Origin of the sequence: Sphingomonas glaciei, from assembly GCF_023380025.1 — a bacterium.
Lineage (GTDB): Bacteria > Pseudomonadota > Alphaproteobacteria > Sphingomonadales > Sphingomonadaceae > Sphingomicrobium > Sphingomicrobium glaciei.
Map to the genome: position 1 here is coordinate 211,188 of NZ_CP097253.1, position 17,316 is coordinate 228,503.

The 17,316-nt window shown below is 67.0% G+C and carries 19 protein-coding genes; 11 read left to right on the plus strand and 8 right to left on the minus strand.

Annotated features, from left to right (window positions below):
- Window positions 1-92: 92 nt before the first annotated feature.
- Window positions 93-365, minus strand: coding sequence for a hypothetical protein (locus tag M1K48_RS00960; RefSeq protein WP_249504028.1), 273 nt, complete (start codon window positions 363-365; stop codon window positions 93-95).
- Between the two features lie 18 nt (window positions 366-383).
- Window positions 384-3,377: an excinuclease ABC subunit UvrA gene (uvrA, locus tag M1K48_RS00965; protein ID WP_249504029.1), complete on the minus strand. Its 2,994-nt coding sequence runs from the start codon at window positions 3,375-3,377 to the stop codon at window positions 384-386.
- A gap of 197 nt (window positions 3,378-3,574) precedes the next feature.
- Here uvrA and M1K48_RS00970 point away from each other — a divergent pair, with 197 nt between their 5' ends.
- Both M1K48_RS00970 and M1K48_RS00975 read left to right on the plus strand, forming a co-directional pair.
- The gene (locus M1K48_RS00970; RefSeq protein ID WP_249504030.1) at window positions 3,575-4,111 is read left to right on the plus strand and encodes a MarR family winged helix-turn-helix transcriptional regulator; all 537 of its coding nucleotides are present in this window, start codon (window positions 3,575-3,577) and stop codon (window positions 4,109-4,111) included.
- Window positions 4,112-4,431: 320 nt separating this feature from the next.
- The gene (locus M1K48_RS00975; RefSeq protein ID WP_249504031.1) at window positions 4,432-4,605 is read left to right on the plus strand and encodes a hypothetical protein; all 174 of its coding nucleotides are present in this window, start codon (window positions 4,432-4,434) and stop codon (window positions 4,603-4,605) included.
- Between the two features lie 155 nt (window positions 4,606-4,760).
- On the opposite strand, the gene M1K48_RS00980 is transcribed toward M1K48_RS00975, so the two are convergent.
- On the minus strand, window positions 4,761-5,306 hold the full coding sequence (locus M1K48_RS00980; protein ID WP_249504032.1) for a PRC-barrel domain-containing protein: 546 nt from the start codon (window positions 5,304-5,306) through the stop codon (window positions 4,761-4,763).
- 132 nt (window positions 5,307-5,438) lie between these two features.
- On the opposite strand from M1K48_RS00980, the gene M1K48_RS00985 reads away from it, so the two are divergent.
- Window positions 5,439-6,239, plus strand: a complete 801-nt coding sequence (locus tag M1K48_RS00985; RefSeq protein WP_249504033.1) for a phytanoyl-CoA dioxygenase family protein — start codon at window positions 5,439-5,441, stop codon at window positions 6,237-6,239.
- A 73-nt stretch (window positions 6,240-6,312) separates the two neighbouring features.
- On the opposite strand, the gene lexA is transcribed toward M1K48_RS00985, so the two are convergent.
- From lexA to M1K48_RS01000, 3 genes are read right to left on the minus strand one after another with little or no spacing between them, the layout of a single operon-like run.
- Window positions 6,313-6,969, minus strand: coding sequence for a transcriptional repressor LexA (gene lexA / locus M1K48_RS00990; protein ID WP_249504034.1), 657 nt, complete (start codon window positions 6,967-6,969; stop codon window positions 6,313-6,315).
- 58 nt (window positions 6,970-7,027) lie between these two features.
- Window positions 7,028-7,612 carry an anthranilate synthase component II gene (locus tag M1K48_RS00995; RefSeq protein ID WP_249504035.1) on the minus strand — a complete coding sequence of 195 codons (585 nt, stop codon included), beginning with the start codon at window positions 7,610-7,612 and terminating at the stop codon, window positions 7,028-7,030.
- Window positions 7,613-7,643: 31 nt separating this feature from the next.
- Window positions 7,644-9,590 carry a peptidylprolyl isomerase gene (locus tag M1K48_RS01000; RefSeq protein WP_249504036.1) on the minus strand — a complete coding sequence of 649 codons (1,947 nt, stop codon included), beginning with the start codon at window positions 9,588-9,590 and terminating at the stop codon, window positions 7,644-7,646.
- A 117-nt stretch (window positions 9,591-9,707) separates the two neighbouring features.
- On the opposite strand from M1K48_RS01000, the gene tpiA reads away from it, so the two are divergent.
- The 3 genes from tpiA (at window position 9,708) to M1K48_RS01015 (ending at window position 12,666) form a co-directional block, all read left to right on the plus strand.
- Window positions 9,708-10,454: a triose-phosphate isomerase gene (gene tpiA, locus M1K48_RS01005; protein WP_249504037.1), complete on the plus strand. Its 747-nt coding sequence runs from the start codon at window positions 9,708-9,710 to the stop codon at window positions 10,452-10,454.
- Window positions 10,455-10,546: 92 nt separating this feature from the next.
- Window positions 10,547-10,903, plus strand: coding sequence for a preprotein translocase subunit SecG (gene secG, locus M1K48_RS01010; RefSeq protein WP_249504038.1), 357 nt, complete (start codon window positions 10,547-10,549; stop codon window positions 10,901-10,903).
- Between the two features lie 131 nt (window positions 10,904-11,034).
- Window positions 11,035-12,666, plus strand: a complete 1,632-nt coding sequence (locus M1K48_RS01015) for a CTP synthase (RefSeq protein ID WP_249504039.1) — start codon at window positions 11,035-11,037, stop codon at window positions 12,664-12,666.
- Here the strand turns inward: M1K48_RS01015 and M1K48_RS01020 are convergent.
- Window positions 12,663-13,049: a MerR family transcriptional regulator gene (locus M1K48_RS01020; protein WP_249504040.1), complete on the minus strand. Its 387-nt coding sequence runs from the start codon at window positions 13,047-13,049 to the stop codon at window positions 12,663-12,665. The genes M1K48_RS01015 and M1K48_RS01020 overlap by 4 nt on opposite strands.
- Window positions 13,050-13,089: 40 nt before the next feature.
- On the opposite strand from M1K48_RS01020, the gene M1K48_RS01025 reads away from it, so the two are divergent.
- The 5 genes from M1K48_RS01025 to trxB all read left to right on the plus strand — a co-directional run bounded on the left by M1K48_RS01025 (window position 13,090) and on the right by trxB (window position 16,982).
- Window positions 13,090-13,842, plus strand: a complete 753-nt coding sequence (locus M1K48_RS01025) for a glutaredoxin (protein WP_249504041.1) — start codon at window positions 13,090-13,092, stop codon at window positions 13,840-13,842.
- A gap of 40 nt (window positions 13,843-13,882) precedes the next feature.
- Window positions 13,883-14,188 carry a hypothetical protein gene (locus M1K48_RS01030; RefSeq protein WP_249504042.1) on the plus strand — a complete coding sequence of 102 codons (306 nt, stop codon included), beginning with the start codon at window positions 13,883-13,885 and terminating at the stop codon, window positions 14,186-14,188.
- A 95-nt stretch (window positions 14,189-14,283) separates the two neighbouring features.
- Complete coding sequence (locus M1K48_RS01035) at window positions 14,284-15,738, plus strand: hypothetical protein (RefSeq protein WP_249504043.1); 1,455 nt, start codon at window positions 14,284-14,286, stop codon at window positions 15,736-15,738.
- A gap of 40 nt (window positions 15,739-15,778) precedes the next feature.
- Window positions 15,779-16,003, plus strand: a complete 225-nt coding sequence (locus M1K48_RS01040) for a hypothetical protein (protein WP_249504044.1) — start codon at window positions 15,779-15,781, stop codon at window positions 16,001-16,003.
- Window positions 16,004-16,013: 10 nt separating this feature from the next.
- Window positions 16,014-16,982 carry a thioredoxin-disulfide reductase gene (gene trxB, locus M1K48_RS01045; protein ID WP_249504045.1) on the plus strand — a complete coding sequence of 323 codons (969 nt, stop codon included), beginning with the start codon at window positions 16,014-16,016 and terminating at the stop codon, window positions 16,980-16,982.
- Window positions 16,983-16,999: 17 nt separating this feature from the next.
- Here trxB and M1K48_RS01050 read toward each other — a convergent pair whose 3' ends face one another.
- Window positions 17,000-17,275: an acyl carrier protein gene (locus tag M1K48_RS01050; RefSeq protein WP_249504046.1), complete on the minus strand. Its 276-nt coding sequence runs from the start codon at window positions 17,273-17,275 to the stop codon at window positions 17,000-17,002.
- Between the last annotated feature and the right edge of the window lie 41 nt (window positions 17,276-17,316).

A 17,316-nucleotide genomic window follows, 5' to 3' on the forward strand; every position in this document is an offset into this window, starting at 1 on the left:
CCCCTCGACATTTGCCGCGCTGTGAGGCTGTTTGCAGCAGAAGTATACAAAGGCGCAAGGGTTACGATAGACGCTGCCTTCTACCTACTCAGCTACCTCAACCACCTTCTTCCGCCGCCCACGCTTAGGCGCGCCTCCGCCAGCGCCACGCCCAACCGCGGCGCCGCAGTCTCCGCCGCGTTGCCAAGCCCCTGCGTCGAACCATCTGCTCGCTCAAGCAGCGGCCGCAGGTAGTGGCCGGTGTAGCTGCGCGGCTCCTGCACCACCTGCTCGGGCGTGCCGACGGCGACGATCTCGCCGCCCTTGACGCCGCCTTGTGGGATTGCGCGCGGCCAGCCATCCCCCGGATGGCCGTCCGTGCTCATGGTCGAAGATCCAGTCGGCTAAGCGGTCTCTCGCTGGCGCGTCGAGGCAGAACCCCGCTTCTTCACCGTTGGGACTTCCTCGACCGGAACCGCACGCTCGATAAGCGGGCGCAGGTAATGACCGGTGTACGAGCGGGGTTCCTGGATGACTTGTTCCGGCGTGCCGACGGCGACGATCTCGCCGCCCTTGACGCCGCCTTCGGGGCCGAGGTCGATCAGCCAGTCGGCGGTCTTGATGACGTCGAGGTTGTGCTCGATCACGACCACGGTGTTGCCCTGCTCGACCAGGGCGTGAAGAACCTCCAACAGCTTGCGGACGTCCTCGAAGTGGAGGCCGGTGGTGGGCTCGTCGAGGATGTAGAGGGTGTTGCCGGTGGCTCGGCGGGAGAGTTCCTTGGCGAGCTTGACCCGCTGCGCCTCGCCGCCTGACAGGGTGGTCGCCTGCTGGCCGACCTTGATGTAGCCGAGGCCGACCTCGGCCAGCATCGCCATCTTGTCGCGGATGCCGGGGACGGCCTTGAAGAACTCGACCGCGTCCTCGACCGTCATGTCGAGCACTTCGGCGATGCTTTTGCCCTTGTGCTTCACCTCCAGCGTTTCGCGGTTGTAGCGGGCGCCGCCGCAGACGTCGCAGGTGACGTAGACGTCGGGGAGGAAGTGCATCTCGATCTTGAGCAGGCCGTCGCCGGTGCACGCCTCGCAGCGGCCGCCCTTGACGTTGAAGGAGAAGCGCCCGGGCTTGTAGCCGCGCTCGAGGCTTTCGGGGAGGCCGGCGAACCAGTCGCGGATCTGGGTGAAGGCGCCGGTGTAGGTGGCGGGGTTGGAGCGCGGGGTGCGGCCGATCGGCGACTGGTCGATGTCGATGACCTTGTCGAGCTGGTCGAGGCCGGTGACCTTGTCGTGCTTGCCCGCGAGGATGCGCGCGCCGTTCAGGTGGCGCGCGGCGGCGGCGTAGAGGGTGTCGATGGTGAAGCTCGACTTGCCCGAGCCGGAGACGCCGGTGATGCAGGTGAAGGTGCCGAGCGGGACCGAGGCGGTGACGCCGGTGAGGTTGTTCTCGCGCGCGTTGTGGACGGTGAGCTTCTTGCCCGAGCCCTTGCGGCGCTTGGCGGGCAGGGGGATCGAGCGGCGGCCGGACAGGTAGTCGGCGGTGAGGCTGCCTTCCTGCTTCATCAGGTCCTCGAGGCTGCCCGAGTGGAGCACCTCGCCGCCGTGGACCCCGGCGCCCGGGCCCATGTCGATGACATGGTCGGCGGCGCGGATGGCGTCCTCGTCATGCTCGACCACCAGCACGGTGTTGCCGAGCGATTTCAAACGCTGGAGGGTTTCGAGGAGGCGGTCGTTGTCCTTCTGGTGAAGGCCGATCGAGGGTTCGTCGAGGACGTAGAGGACGCCGCTGAGGCCGCTGCCGATCTGCGAGGCGAGGCGGATGCGCTGGCTTTCGCCGCCGGACAAGGTGCCCGAGGTGCGGTCGAGGTGGAGATAGTCGAGCCCGACGTTGTGGAGGAAGCCGAGGCGCTCGTTGATCTCCTTGAGGATCGCGCGGGCGATCTCCTGATGCTGGGGCGTCAGCTTGGGTTCGAGCGCGCCGAACCAGGCGTAGGCGTCGGCGACGCTGCGGCGAACGGCGATGGAGATGTCCTCGCCGGCGATCTTCACCGCCAGTGCCTCGGGCTTGAGGCGGGCGCCGTGGCAGGTCTCGCAGGCGTGGGCGGCCTGGTAGCGGGAAAGCTCCTCCTTCATCCACGCGCTTTCGGTCTGGGCGAGACGGCGGTTCAGATTGCCGATGACGCCTTCGAACGCCTTCTTGACCTCATAGCTCTTGCGGCCGTCGACGAAGCGCAGCGTGATCGGCTTGCCGCCGGTGCCGTGAAGGATGGCGCGCTGGTGCTCGGGGTCGAGGTCCTTCCACGGGGTCTGCAGGTCGAAGCCGTAATGCTTGGCGAGGCTGCCGAGCACCTGCATGTAATAAGGCGAGGGTGGCTGGCTCTTGGCCCAGGGCACGACGGCGCCCTTGGCGATGGTCAGATCGTGGTTGGGGACGATCAGGTCCTCGTCGAACTCCTGCCGCTCGCCGAGGCCGTCGCAGGCCGGGCAGGCGCCCTGGGGGGCGTTGAAGGAGAACAGGCGCGGTTCGATCTCGGCGATGGTGAAGCCGGAGACGGGGCAGGCGAACTTCTCGGAGAAGCAGATCCGGCCCGGGGGCGCGTTGGTGGCGAGGACGGCGCGGACCGCGGCCTTTTCCAGCGCCTCTGCGACGCCGGTGCGCTCGGTCCCGGCGGGCTCGACGGGCGGGTCGGCGGGGTCGAGATAGGCGAGGCCGTCGGCGAGCTTGAGCGCAGTCTCGAAGCTGTCGGCAAGGCGGGTCTGGATGCCGTCGCGCACGACGATGCGGTCGACCACAACCTCGATGTCATGCTTGTACTTCTTGTCGAGCGAGGGGGCGTCGTCGATCTCGTAGAAGGTGCCGTCGATGCGCACCCGGGTGAAGCCGGCGCGCTGCCATTCGAGCAGCTCCTTGCGATACTCGCCCTTGCGGCCACGGACGACGGGGGCGAGCAGGAAGTGGCGGCTGCCTTCGGGGAGCGCCATCACCCGGTCGACCATTTGTGAGACCTGCTGGGCCTGGATCGGAAGCCCGGTGGCGGGCGAATAGGGAATGCCGACCCGCGCCCACAGCAGGCGCATATAGTCGTAGATCTCGGTCACGGTGGCGACCGTCGAGCGCGGATTGCGGCTGGTGGTCTTCTGCTCGATCGAGATGGCGGGCGAGAGGCCGTCGATATGCTCGACGTCGGGCTTCTGCATCATCTCGAGAAACTGGCGGGCATAGGCCGAGAGCGATTCGACGTAGCGGCGCTGGCCCTCGGCATAGATGGTGTCGAACGCGAGGCTCGACTTGCCCGAGCCCGACAGGCCGGTAATGACCGTCAGCTGGTCGCGCGGAATCGAGACATCCACGCCCTTGAGATTATGCTCGCGCGCGCCCTTGACGGTGATGTGAGTCAGCATGGGGTGGTTGTGTTCCGGTTTCGTTCTGGAGGCAATCCCTCGACTTCGCCCGGGACGAACGGAAGGATGGCGCGGAGAGGCGAGATGGGAATGGGGACGGGGGAAGGCAAGCGCCTGGCTTGCCTGCCTTAGCCGCAGCCAATTGCGCCATCATGGGGCAACTTCATTGTGTCTTACTGACAAGGCGCCATAGCACGGTGGCGGTTGGACATGGCGATTGGGAACAAATTTCGGTGATCAACAGTAAGTTACGTGCTGACGGCGCTGCGTTCACAGCTCGCGACATCGACGCAGCGTTCCGGGTCCTGACCTGGATAAGGCAAGAAATGATCGACCAAGAAGAGCAGCCACTCATCGAGAGTCAACGCGACCACTTGTTGCGTTTGGCGAAGGGGATCAGGGCATCCCGAGCCGAACGCACTCTATTTTTCCGTGAAGACCTGTTTGGCGAGGCCTCCTGGGACATCCTGCTTGCGCTCTTCATCGCGGGTGAGGAGGGCTATGAGATGAAGATGACTGCGGTCTGCTACGAGAGCGGCGTGCCAATGACCACGGCACTGCGCTGGATCGACCGGCTGATTGAACTCGGTCACGTCGTTAAGCGGGCCAATGCCTACGACGCGCGATCCTCGCTATTGGAGCTTTCGCCTGAAACCGCCGATAAGCTGCGGAATTATCTGGAGCATGTCCTTTCCCGGCACATGTCTAAAAGCACGCCTTCACCAGATAGTTGATTCACGTCATAACCCTTGAGCAAATTTTTTTGTTCAGGCGTACCTATGTCTCCTCATTCTCATGAATCATCTCCCGCTTCAGTCGAGGTTTACTCCCAGGCACTCGTACTCGTTCAGCAGGCGATCGATTTGCTCGATTGTGCCAAGGCGCCGGCAGACATTGCCGCGCACCTCGACCGCGCGGCCCAACGCCTCAGCGACTTGGCTGGCCTCCTGTCCTGATTTAATCTGGCTTTACTTCAATCCGTTTTGGGGTGTTTGCTCAGGCGCCATCGGCGTCTTGCGGAGTTAAGACCTGGCCACCGGGCAGGAGCCAAGTCATGCGTCACGAAACCATCAACCCGTTCGCAAAGGCGTCCGCTCACTGGTCGACGCCGAAGCTGAAGTCGGTCCCGCTTACACCCGAAGAAGTTCGCACCATCGTCAACGCCGATGATCCCTCCGCTGCCTTGATCGAGGTCTGCCGCCAACGCGAGTTGATCGTGGGCGATTAAAGTAGGTTTGGGTGATTGGAGGCTTTCAGACTCGCATGCCGCAGTTTCCTGCGACTGAGTTGTTGATGCGGTCGCGTCGATAGGCTTCTCGACCACCTTTCCTACCCAATGCCCCGCCGCCCCTGGCAGGGCAGGCGGGTTAGGCGGCGAGCTCGTCAGCGACTGCGGGGGCGGCCTTCGCGGTCGAGGTCGCGGCCTTCGGCTCGGCCGCGGCGACGGTTTTCGATGGTGTAGGCGACGTCCTCCGAAGTGAAGTCGACGCGGTAGCCGCCGCGGCGCTCGTCGTAGCGGAGTTCTTCCCAGCGGACTGGGACGACTTCCTCGTCGAGGCCGAGAAAGCCGGTGGCGTGGCTGAGCACGGCGTAGCGGACCTCGCCGCGGACCTTGTCGATCATCAGCGCCTTGACCGTGCCGAGGCGCCGGTCGTCGCGGCCGTAGACGGGGGTGCCCTCGACCTTGCTGGAGGCAATCAGGTCGCCGGTCTCGTCATAGGGGACGCCGCGGCGGGCGCGATGGTCGTCGTCGCGGGCGATGCGGGAGCCGTCGCGGCGCGAGAGATCGTCGCGGGACGGGCCGCGCTCGTCGCGGCCGCCACGGAAGAAGCCGCGCACGCGGTCATGGTCGCGCGGACGATCGCGGTCATAGCGGTCGTCGGTCATGCGATCGCGGCGGTCGTCGTCGGAGTAATTGTCGTAGGCCATGGGGGGTCCTCCTGATGCACTGAGCGAGGAGATAAAGCGGCAACCGGGCGCGGCGTTCCGCCGTCGACCCCCGTGACGGCGCGGGCTGGCGCGGCCAAGCTACGGGCGGGCGATTCGCGAGGAAGTTCGGTGATGGACATGGACGAAGCCGGGATCATGGGGGGCCTGTACGGCAAGGGGATCATCGCCTGCCGCGATGCCTTTACGACGGCGTGGGCGGACCGCCTTGCGGCCGACATCTGGCGGGTGTGGGAGCGGGTGGAGGACAGACCGGGCGGGGCGCTGCCGCGAGGGGCCCAGCGCTTCTACGTCGAATTGGCGCCCGAGGATATTGCCGGGTTCGTCGATATCGTCACCCACCCGTGGTTCGTGGCGGTGTGCGAGGCGGTGCTGACCAAGGACTATCGCATCGTCGAGGTCGGGTTCGACATTCCGTTCCCGGGCGCCGAGGACCAGCCGTGGCACCGCGACTTTCGTGCGCCGGTCGCGACGCTGGAGGGGCGGAGGCTGAACAGTCTCGCGTTCAACCTGACCGCGGTCGACACCCGCGACGAGCATGGGCCGTTCGAGATCGCGCCGGGAACGCAGTGGGACGCGATCGAGGGGGCGGTGGACGGGATGTTCCCCGATCGCGCGCTATGGGCTCGCTACGAGGAGCGAGCGGTGAAGAAGCTGCCGCAGCGAGGCGACATGTCGGCGCGGTCGGCCCTGACCATCCACCGCGGCACCGCCAACCGATCGAACGAGCCGCGGCCGGTGCTAGTGGTCGGCGTCGATGCGCCCGACGCGACCAATGCCGCGCATCACGATCTGCAAGTGACCCAGAGCTATTTCGAGGGACTGCCGGCGCGGGTGCGGGACCACCTGTCGTGCCGGGTGGTGGAAAGGCTCGAGATGATCGAGCAGCATCATGTGATCGAGGGGCTGCTGTAACCGGCTCAGCCCTCGTTGCGCTGCCTAGCGCTCACGAGGGCTGAGGTCCCGGCCTGCGCCGGGACGACGAGTATCAATGATAGCGGCGGATCAGGCCAGCGAGCTTGCCTTGGATCTTGACCCGGCGGGGGTCGTAGCGCTGTGCTTCGTGGGCGCGGTTGGCGGGGTCGAGACGAACCATTTGCCCTTCGCGGCGGAAGGTCTTGAGGGTGGCTTCGGCGTCGTCGATCAGGGCGACCACAATCTCCCCCTCGCGCGCAACGTCGACCTTGCGGATCAGGACATAGTCGCCGTCGAGGATGCCCTCGTCGACCATCGAATCCCCCGACACTTCGAGCGCATAATGCTCGCCCGGTCCGAGCAGGGCGGCGGGAACGGGGAAGCTGTCTTGCCCCTGCAGCGCCTCGATCGGGGTACCGGCGGCGATCCGTCCGGCCATCATCAGGTCGATGGTGTCATTGGCCGCCACCACCGGGCGCGGCTGTGGCGTCGCCGGGGCTGAGGTCGCCGCCTGCGTGTCGGGGAGCCGCACCACTTCAAGCGCGCGCGCGCGGTTGGGGAGGCGGCGGATGAACTGGCGTTCCTCCAGCGCGGAGATCAAGCGGTGAACTCCGGACTTGCTCTTAAGGTCGAGCGCCTCCCGCATCTCATCGAAGCTGGGGCTGACCCCTGACGCCTTGAGCTGCTGGTCGATGTAGGTGAGCAGTTCGCGTTGCTTGACAGTCAGCATGGTTCACGGGCCCTGTAGTGAACAGACGGGGAACGACTAAGGAACGGATGCGGGGGTGTCAAGCGGGGCGGTGCGAGAGCCGAAGGAAGTTGGCGAGCAGCTGCAGGCCATGCTCGCTGGCGATACTTTCGGGATGGAATTGCACCCCGTGCACCGGGGCGTCTTGATGGGCAAGGCCCTGGATCGTCCCGTCGCTGCCTTGGGCGGTGGCGCGCAGGGTTGATGGCAGGTCGGCGGCGACCAGGCTGTGGTAGCGGGTCATGGCAAGCGGGTCGGGTAGGCCGGCGAACAGGCCGCTGCCGTCGTGGGTGATGGCGTCGGTCTTGCCGTGCATCGGGGCTGCGCGGACGATCGAGGCCCCGGCGGCGAGCGCAATCGCCTGGTGGCCGAGGCAGACGCCGAGCAGCGGCCGGGCTTCGGCGATGCAGGCGGCGGCGAGGGCTACCGAGATCCCCGCGTCTGCGGGATGGCCGGGGCCGGGGCTGATCAGCAGCGTGCCGCCGTGCGCCAGCGCTTCTGGCACCGTGATTGCATCGGCTTGAACGACGGTGACGTCGGCGCCGAGCTGGCGGCAATAATCGACCAGCGTGAAGGTGAAGCTGTCGTGATTGTCGACCACGAGCAGCCGCTGAGCAGCGCTCACGGTGTGCTCCGGCGCGTGTGCCGCCAGCGGCTTATTCCGTGCTGCCACCGCCGCCGAGGATGCGGTTGCGGGCAGCCTGGATCGCGTCGTCGTTGCGGGTGACCTTGAGCTCGCGCTGAGCGGCGGACAGCCACTGCAGGGCGAGTTCGGCGCCGGCGCTGCGCTGGAGGCTGGTCACTTCGCCGGCGATCAGCTGCGGGTTGGTGGCGGCATTGCCGGGCACGACACGGTCGAGCTGGACGAGGTAGATACCCGACGGACCCGCCGCGCGCTGCGCCTTGCCGGGCGCGAGGCTGAACAGGATGCGCAGCGGGGGCGGCACTTCCTGGCCCTGCTGGGCGAACTGGGCGAGGGCGCCGCGGCGAAGCTCGACCGCTTCGGGCGGGCGGATGCCGGCGATCCCGGCTTCGGCGACCGCTGCGGCGAGTGGCTTGCCGCCCTGCACGGCGGCGAGGATGCGGGTCGCGGCGGCATTGGCCTGGTCCTGCGCGCGCTTGGCGGCGAAGTCGGTGGCGACCTGGGCCTGGACACGGGCCAGCGGCGCGGGGGCGGCCGGGACCACTTCGGCGACGTCGACCAGTACGAAGCCGGCCTCGTTCGGCAGCGGCTCGACGATGGGATCGTCGTCGGCGCCGATGTCAAAGCTGGCACCGGGGACCGCGGCGAAGTCGGCGGGAAGCTTGAAATCCGGCTGGTCGAAAGCGGCACCGGCGCGGGTCAGCGCAGGGGTGACGAGCACCGGCAGCTTGTTCGCGGTCGCGACCTCTTCGAAGGTGCGGCCGTCGGCGAGGCTGTCCTCGATCTTGCCGACGAGGTCGGCGAGCGCGTTCTTGCGCTTTTCGTCAGTCAGTTTGGTGGCGATCTCGGCGCGGGCATCGGCGAGACTGCGGCCCGACGCCGTCTGGATGCTCTCGACCTTGATGACGTCGAAGCCGGTGGAGGACTGGACCGGACCGATCACTGCCCCCGAAGGCGCCGAGAAGACCTGAGCGGCGACCGCTTCGCCGGCGGTGGCGACGAGCTGCGCGCGGGTCTGCGGGCCGACGCTGACGTCCGAGGCGGAGAAGCCGGCGGGCGCGGCGGCGGCGGCAAAATTGCCTCCGGCCTTGGCGCGCGCGGCGATGGCGGCGACCGCGGCCTGATCAGGCAGGGTCGCCCGGCTCAGCACGCGCCGCTCCACCCCGCCGTAAGTGGCCTGGTTGTCCTGGTAGTATTTCGCGATCTCCGCATCGGTGGCGGCAACGGGTCCAAGCTGTTCCGGCGTGATCCGGGCCATGCGGAAGCTGCGCCGTTCGGGCACCGTGTAGCGGGCGAGGTTCTGGCGGTAGAAGGTCAAAATCTCGGCCGCGGTCGGGGCCGGGCCGTTGGCGAAGGCGGCAAACGGGATCAGCCCCAGGCTGCCGCTGCGCTGTTCGAGCAGGATATCGGCATAGGGGCGGGCAAGGCCCTGCGCGATTCGGACGTTGGCGGCGACCGGGGCGATGACCAGACGCTGCAGAAGGCTGGTCTCGATCTCGCGGCGGAGCTGGGCGTCAGTGATCCGCTCCTGCTGGAGGAAGGTCTGGTAGGCGGCTTCGCTGAAGCGGCCGTCGAGACCGCGCACGCCCGGCAGCTTGACGATTTCGGCATCGACCAGCTTCTTGGAAACGACGAAGCCGTGCTTCTGGGCATAGGCCCACAAGGTCCGCTCCTGGATCAGCGAGTCGACGATGGCGTCGAATTCGGGGGCGAGGTCGGCGTAGGTCGCCTGCGGGTTTTGCTGGCGCAGGACGGCCAGGCGCCGCTGCATCGCGGTGTCGAGCTCGTTGGCGGTCAGTTCGACCTTGCCGACGCGGGCGAGCGTGGTCTGGGGAAGCGAACCGCCCTGGCTGAGGTTGCTGATGTCGGCGAGCGCGAAGCTGGCGAGGATAAGCAGCAGGAACAGGATCAGGATGCCGGTCCCGAGCTTGGACTTGGACAGGCGGCGGAAGCTTTGCATGGGTCGGCTGTGATCCTGTGGAACGGGTTGCACGGCGCTTTAGGGGCGGCGCCGCCTTCCTTCAAGCAGACGGCCTTGCTAGGCGCGGCCTTGAGCGGAACTGAACGGACAACGGGCATGACGAAGCTGATTGCAGGCAATTGGAAGATGCATGGGACGACCGACAGCCTGGCTGAGGTGAAGGCGATCGCCGACTTCGCGCGCCAGCACGAAGGCGCGGTCGAGGTGGCCTTGTGCCTGCCCGCGACCCTGATCCACCGCGCGGCGGAGGCGGTGCCGGGCTTCGCCATTGGGGCTCAGGACATGCACTCAAGGGACAAGGGCGCGCACACCGGCGATATCGCCGCGGCGATGCTTCACGACGCCGGAGCGAGCTTGGTGATCGTCGGCCACAGCGAGCGGCGCGACGCCCACCGCGAGGCCGATGCGGAGGTTCGCGCCAAGGCCGAAGCCGGGCTGGCGGCGGGGCTGCGCGTCATCCTCTGTGTCGGGGAGAGCCTGGAGGAGCGCGAGGCCGGGCGCGCCGTGGAAACGGTGTCGGGGCAGGTCGATGCCTCGCTTCCCCGCGGCGACTTCGACCTTGGCGGGCTGGCGGTCGCCTATGAGCCGATCTGGGCGATCGGCACGGGCCGGGTCGCGGGCACCGACGACATTGCGGAGATGCATGCCGCCATCCGCGAGCGACTGGTCGCGGCCTATGGCGAAAAGGGGGCGGGCGTCCGGATCCTCTATGGCGGGTCGGTCAAGCCCGACAATGCGGCCGAGATCTTCGCCGTGCCGGAAGTGGGCGGGGCGCTGGTCGGCGGAGCGAGCCTGAAGGCGGCAGACTTCCTGCCGATCGTCGAGGCCGGGGCTGCTGGTTAACCAGACTATCCGTCCGTCCTGAGCGGACGAACGGTCCGTGGTAGCGCGCAGCAACGTTGAACTTGGGCCCGTCCACCGCTAGATGGCCGCCCATGTTCACCTTCCTCCTCATCGTCCAGACCATCGTCGCGGTCGCCCTGTGCACCGTCATCTTGCTGCAGCGTTCCGAAGGCGGCGGGCTCGGCGTGGGCGGGTCGTCGGCAGGCTTCATGACCGCGCGCGGCGCGGCCGACTTCCTGAGCCGGGCGACGTCGTGGCTGGGCGGGGCGTTCATCATCCTGTGCATCGCGCTGGCCGCGATCGCTGGCACCCGCAACGACGGCCAGTCGATCGATGCGTCGATTGCCAATGCGCCGATCCAGGCACCCGCTCAGCCGGGGCCGACGCAGACGGCGCCGGCTAATCCGGCCGCTCCGGCCGACAATGGCGCGGTTCCGCTGGCGCAGTAATCGCTCTCCTGCGGACGCAGGAGCTCCATAGCTTTTCGACGCCGACCGCAAGCAACTGGGCCCCTGCTTTGGCAGGGGAACAAATATTCTCCTTGCGCCCCGTCGATTCTCATCCCTAAGGCTCGTCTCCCATGGCGCGGTTTGTTTTCGTTACCGGCGGCGTGGTCTCCAGCCTCGGCAAGGGTCTCCTCTCGGCAAGTCTTGCAGCATGCCTGCAGGCGCGCGGCTATACCTGCCGCATCCGCAAGTTCGATCCCTATCTGAACGTCGATCCGGGGACGATGAGCCCCTATCAGCACGGCGAAGTCTACGTCACCGACGACGGGGCGGAGAGTGATCTCGACCTTGGTCATTACGAGCGCTTCACCGGCGTGTCGGCCAAGCAGTCGGACAATGTCACCACCGGCCGCATCTATCGCGACATCATCGCCCGCGAGCGGCGCGGCGATTATCTCGGCGCGACGGTGCAGGTGATCCCGCACGTCACCAACGCCATCAAGGAGTTCGCGCTGGCAGACACCGACGGGCTCGATTTCGTGATCTGCGAGATCGGCGGGACGGTCGGCGATATCGAGAGCCTGCCTTACATCGAGGCGCTTCGGCAACTGCGTAACGACCTTGGCCGCGGGCAAACGGTCAGCGTCCACACCACGCTGGTACCGTGGATCAAGGTCGCGGGCGAACTGAAGACCAAGCCGACCCAGCATAGCGTGCGCGAGATCGCGTCGCTCGGTGTGCAGCCCGACGTGCTGCTGTGCCGGTGCGAGATGCCGATCCCGGAGGCCGAGCGGGCCAAGATCGCGCAATTCTGCAACGTGCCCAAAAGCGCGGTGATCGAGGCGTTGGACGCGCGGTCGATCTACGACGTGCCGCTGCAATATCACCGCGAAGGCCTCGACGACGAGGTGCTGAAGGCGTTCGGCATGCCGACCGAGCCCAGGCCTGACTTGTCGAGCTGGGAACAGGTGATGGACGCGGTCGACCATCCCGAGGGCGAGGTGACGATCGGGGTGGTCGGCAAATATGTTGGCCTGCCGGACGCTTATAAGAGCCTGCGCGAGGCGCTGGTCCACGGCGGCATCGCCAACCGGGTCAAGGTCAACATCAAGTGGGTCGACGCCGAGCTGTTCGAGAAGCCCGACGGCAATACTCTGACCGAACTGGAACCGATGCACGCGATCCTGGTGCCGGGCGGCTTCGGCGAGCGCGGGACCGAGGGCAAGATCGCCTCGGTCCGTTTCGCCAAGGAGCGCAAGGTACCCTTTTTCGGCATTTGCCTTGGCATGCAGATGGCCTGCATCGAGGGGGCGCGGGCGGCGGGAATTGAGGGCGCTTCCTCGACGGAGTTCGGTGACACGCCCGAGCCGGTGGTCGGAATGATCACCGAGTGGATGAGCGAAGAGGGCCTGCAGGAGCGCCGTGCCGGGGGTGACCTTGGCGGGACCATGCGGCTTGGCGCTTATGAAGCGACGCTGGGCGGCAACAGCCATGTCGCGGCGATCTACGGCAAGACCCAGATCAGCGAGCGCCACCGCCACCGCTACGAGGTCAACGCGCACTACAAGGCCGATCTCGAGCGAAGCGGACTTGTGTTCAGCGGCATGTCGCCGGACGGCCGCTTGCCCGAGATTGTCGAGCGGCCCGATCATCCGTGGTTCGTGGGCGTCCAGTTCCACCCCGAATACAAGAGCCGCCCGTTCGACCCGCACCCGCTGTTCGCGAGCTTCATCGCGGCAGCCGTGAAGCAGAGCCGGCTGGTCTAACTCTCGAAGGCTTCGAGGATCGGGCAGGGGCCAGCCGACCCGCTGCCGCATTCGCCCGCCAGGCGGACCAATGCAGACCGCGACTGTTGAAGCTGGCGGATTTGCGCGTCGAGCGCGGTGATGCGCTGCTCGGCCAGAGCGCGGATTGAGGGGCGGTCGGTCACCGGATCGAAGGCAAGTAGCTGCCCGATCTCTTCCAGCGTGAAGCCCGACGCCTGCGCCGACCGAATGAAGCGGAGGCGCTGGACGTCTGGTTCGCCATAGCGGCGGATCGCGCCGGCGCTCGGCGGAACGTCGAGCAGGCCCCTGCGCTGATAATAGCGGACGGTCTCGACCCCGACGTCCGCGGCTTGCGCGAGACGGGCGATGGTCAGGTTTGCCATGCTTGACTCCGTACCATGGTACGGAAGCTATAGGGATGCGATGAACAGCGAATCAAGCCCAACGCGACCTCGCGCCATCCTCGTCCGGATGGTGATGCCGGACCACGTCTGTCCGTTCGGCTTGAAGGCGCTGCACTTGCTCAAGAGCCGCGGCTATGCGGTCGATGACCGGCATCTGACCACCCGCGAGGAGGTCGACGCGTACAAGGCCGAAGTGGGGGTGAAGACCACTCCGCAGGTGTTCATCAACGGGGAGCGGATCGGCGGGCATGACGACCTGCGCCGCTTCCTTGGGCTGCGCGTCGCTGAGCCGGGGGCGACCAGTTATCGGCCGGTCGCCGCCTTGTTCGGGATGACCGGCGCGATGGCGATGGCGCTGAGCTTCGCCATGTTCGGCACGCCGCTGACGGTGATGGCGGGCGAGTGGTTCATCGCCCTGTCGATGTGCGTGCTGGCGCTGCTGAAGCTGCAGGACATCGGCAAATTCTCGTCGATGTTCCTCAACTACGACCTGCTGGCGCGGCGCTGGGTGCCGTACGCCAGCCTGTATCCGTGGCTGGAGGGACTGGCCGGCGTGCTGATGCTGAGCGGAGCGGCGATGTGGCTGTCGGTGCCCATCGCGCTGTTCATCGGCGGGATCGGCGCACTGTCTGTGTTCAAGGCCGTGTACATCGACAAGCGCGAGCTGAAATGCGCCTGCGTCGGGGGGTCGTCGAATGTGCCGCTGGGCTTCGTGTCGCTGACCGAGAATGTGATGATGGTGGCGATGGCGCTGTGGATGGTGGCCAAGTGAACGCTTGTCGGCGGCCGTCTGCTCGCCCATGTGGGCGCTGATGCGGTTGCTGCTTGCCCTGTTCGCCTTCGTGGCGCTGGCCCTGGCGCCCCTCGGCATGCCGGCCGAGGCGCGGGCGATGGACGACCATTGCACCGAGATGGCGGGGATGGATCATCACGGGCAGACGCCCGATCCGTCCAATGCCCAGCCAGTGAAGAGCTGCTGCACTGCGATGCCGGCGGCGCTGCCCGAGGCCGAGGCGGTGATGCCGGTGCCGGTCCTGCACGCCCCGGCCGAGACCAAGGTGCTTGCACTGCAGATCGGTCTGCGCCGTGAGGTCGAAGTTCCGCCACCGCGGGTCTGATCACCCTCGATCAGCTGGCCTGCCGCGTGGTGGGCCCCGACGACTTCCAGCGGCCGCCACCCAAGGCGCGTCCGCCGATCAGGATACTTCCCAAGATGACCAAGACCTTTCTTCTGGGGGCGAGCAGCCTTTTGACATTGCTCGTCGCCGTTCCCGCCGCCGCGCAGCATGCGGGGCACCAAGGGCATACGATGCCAGCGCCAGCGCCCGAGCCGGCCAAGCCCATCCAATCCGCCCCGACGGCCACGCCCGACCCGCATGCCGGACACGACATGGGCAAGATGGACCCGCATGCCGGGCACGACATGACGGCCAAGCCGGCGGCCGATCCGCACGCCGGGCATGACATGGCGGCTATGAACCATGGGGAGCATGGGGCGATGATCGGCGCGCTGGGCAGTTATCCGGCCGGGCGCGAATCCTCCGGGACTTCGTGGCAGCCGGATTCGGCCGAGCATCGCGGGCTGATGACGCAGGTCGGCGACTGGCACCTGATGGGCCATGCCGATCTGTTTGGCGTCTATAGCAAGCAGGGGAGCCGCCGCGGCGACGACAAATTGTTCGGTGCCGGCATGATCATGGGCATGGCCAAGCGGCCGATCGGCGGGGGGACGCTGCAGCTTCGCGCTGGATTCAGCCCAGACCCGCTGATGGGCAAGAGTGGCTATCCCCTGCTGCTGGCGAGCGGCGAGACCGCCAACGGGGTCGATCGCCTGATCGACCGCCAGCACCCGCACGATTTCGTGATGGAGCTGTCGGCCAGCCTGTCGCAGCCGATCGGACCGAAGAGCAGCGTCTTCCTCTACGGCGGGCTGCCGGGTGAGCCGGCGTTCGGGCCGGGCGCCTTCATGCACCGCGAATCGATCATGGATTCGCCCGAAGCGCCGATCAGCCACCATTGGCTCGATTCGCAGCATATCAGCTTCGGCGTGCTGACCGGCGGTGTGGTGCTCGACCGGGTGAAGCTGGAGGTTTCCCGATTTAACGGCCGCGAGCCCGACCAGTATCGCTGGAACATCGAAACCGCGCCGCTCGATTCGACCGCAGTCAGGGTCAGCGCCAACCCGACCCGCGACCTAGCGCTGCAGGCAAGCTGGGCCCGGCTGAAGGATCCGGAGCAGTTGGAGCCAGGCGTCAACCAGACCCGCTGGTCCGCGAGCGCCATCTACGCCACCGACCTGGCGAACGGCTGGCGCTCGGCCTCGACCTTGGCGTGGGGCCGAAAGAGTGCGGAGGGGCACGACTATGACGCCTTCGTCGCTGAGACCTCGCTGAAGAAGGGGCTGTGGACCCTATTCGGGCGCGGCGAGATCACCGAGAACAGCGAGCTGCTGCCGATCGACCATGAGGACGGAGAGCATCACGGAGAGGCGTTCACCGTCGGCAAGGTTTCGGCAGGCGCGATCCGCGATTTTCAGCTTTCGCCGCAGCTGAAGCTGGGTGTCGGCGGGCTGGTCGCGGTGAACTTCGTGCCGGACGGCCTTCGCGCCGAATATGGCAAGGCGCGGCCGCTTGGCGGGATGGCCTTCGTGCGGTTGAAGATCGGCTAGTCCGCTTTCGCGGGCGCGCGGCCCCTGCTAGGTGGCGAGGATGATTCACCTCTTCCTCGCCGCCGCGCTGGCCGCCGCGCCCGCGCCCGTCTCCGCTCCCGCTCAGGACCATGCCGACCATCACAAGGGCATGGAGTCGGAGTGCAAGATGGACTGCTGCAAGGGCGACAAGCCCATGCCCTGCTGCGAGAAGATGAAGGCCGCCAAGAAGACCGCCGAGGCGCCCGCGGCGGAGGGTCATGGCGCCCACGAGCATGATCACTAAGTAGGCATCCATGAGCGAGACCATTCACAGCCGCCTGATCGTCCTGGGCTCGGGCCCGGCCGGCCTGACCGCCGCCATCTATGCCGCCCGCGCCGGGCTGCAGCCGATCGTCATCCAGGGCATCCAGCCCGGCGGCCAGCTGACCACCACCACCGACGTCGAGAATTATCCCGGCTTCCGCGACGTCGTCCAGGGCCCCTGGCTGATGGAGGAGATGCAGGCCCAGGCCGAGCATGTCGGAACGCGAATGGTGTGGGACCATATCGACCGGGTCGAGCTGAATGGGCGCCCGTTCCGCCTGCATGGCGACGGCGGCACGACCTATCTCGCCGACACGCTGGTGATTGCGACCGGGGCGCAGGCGAAGTGGCTGGGGCTGCCGAGCGAGGAGCGGATGAAGGGCAAGGGCGCGAGTGCCTGTGCAACCTGCGACGGCTTCTTCTATCGCGGCAAGAAGGTGGCGGTGATCGGCGGCGGCAATACCGCGGTCGAGGAAGCGCTGTACCTCACCAACCATAGCGACGACGTGACGCTGATCCACCGCCGCGACAGCTTCCGCGCGGAGAAGATCCTCCAGGACCGGCTGTTCGCGCACAAGTCGGTCAAGGTGATCTGGAACAGCGAAGTCGACGAGTTCCTGTCGGGCGGCCAGCCCGAGGCACTGACCGGGCTGCGCCTGAAGAACCGGGTCACCGGCGAACTGAGCGAGATCGAGGTCGACGGGGCGTTCGTTGCGATCGGCCACAAGCCGGCAACCGAGCTGTTCGCCGGGCAGTTGAACCTCGACGAGGACGGCTATCTGGCGGTCGAGACCGGTTCGACCCGGACCAACATTCCCGGCGTGTTCGCTTGCGGCGACGTGATGGACAAGATCTATCGCCAGGCGGTGACGGCGGCCGGGACCGGCTGCATGGCCGCGCTCGACGCCGAGCGGTTCCTGGCAGCCGAGGAATTTGCGGAGTTGCAGGCGGCCGAATAGGCGCCTGCGGCTGCGGCCTAGGCCAGTCGCTCCACGAAGGCCTTGAGCGAGCCGAAGCTGGCGAAATCCTCCGCTTCGACGTCGCTGTCCTCGATTAGAACCGCAAAGCGCTCCTCGATTCCGGTCAGGAGGTTGGCGACCGCCATCGAGTCGAATTCGGGCAGGGCGCCGAACAATTCGGTGGTCTCGTCGAAGGTGGCGACGCGGGCTGCGGAGAGGCCGAGGGTGTCGGCCAGCAACTGGCGCAGCGAGGTGTCGACGTCGGCCGACGGGATCTGGGGCTTGGCGGCCATGGTGGCGGGGCGTCTAGGGGAGGGCTGGCCAAGGCGCAAGT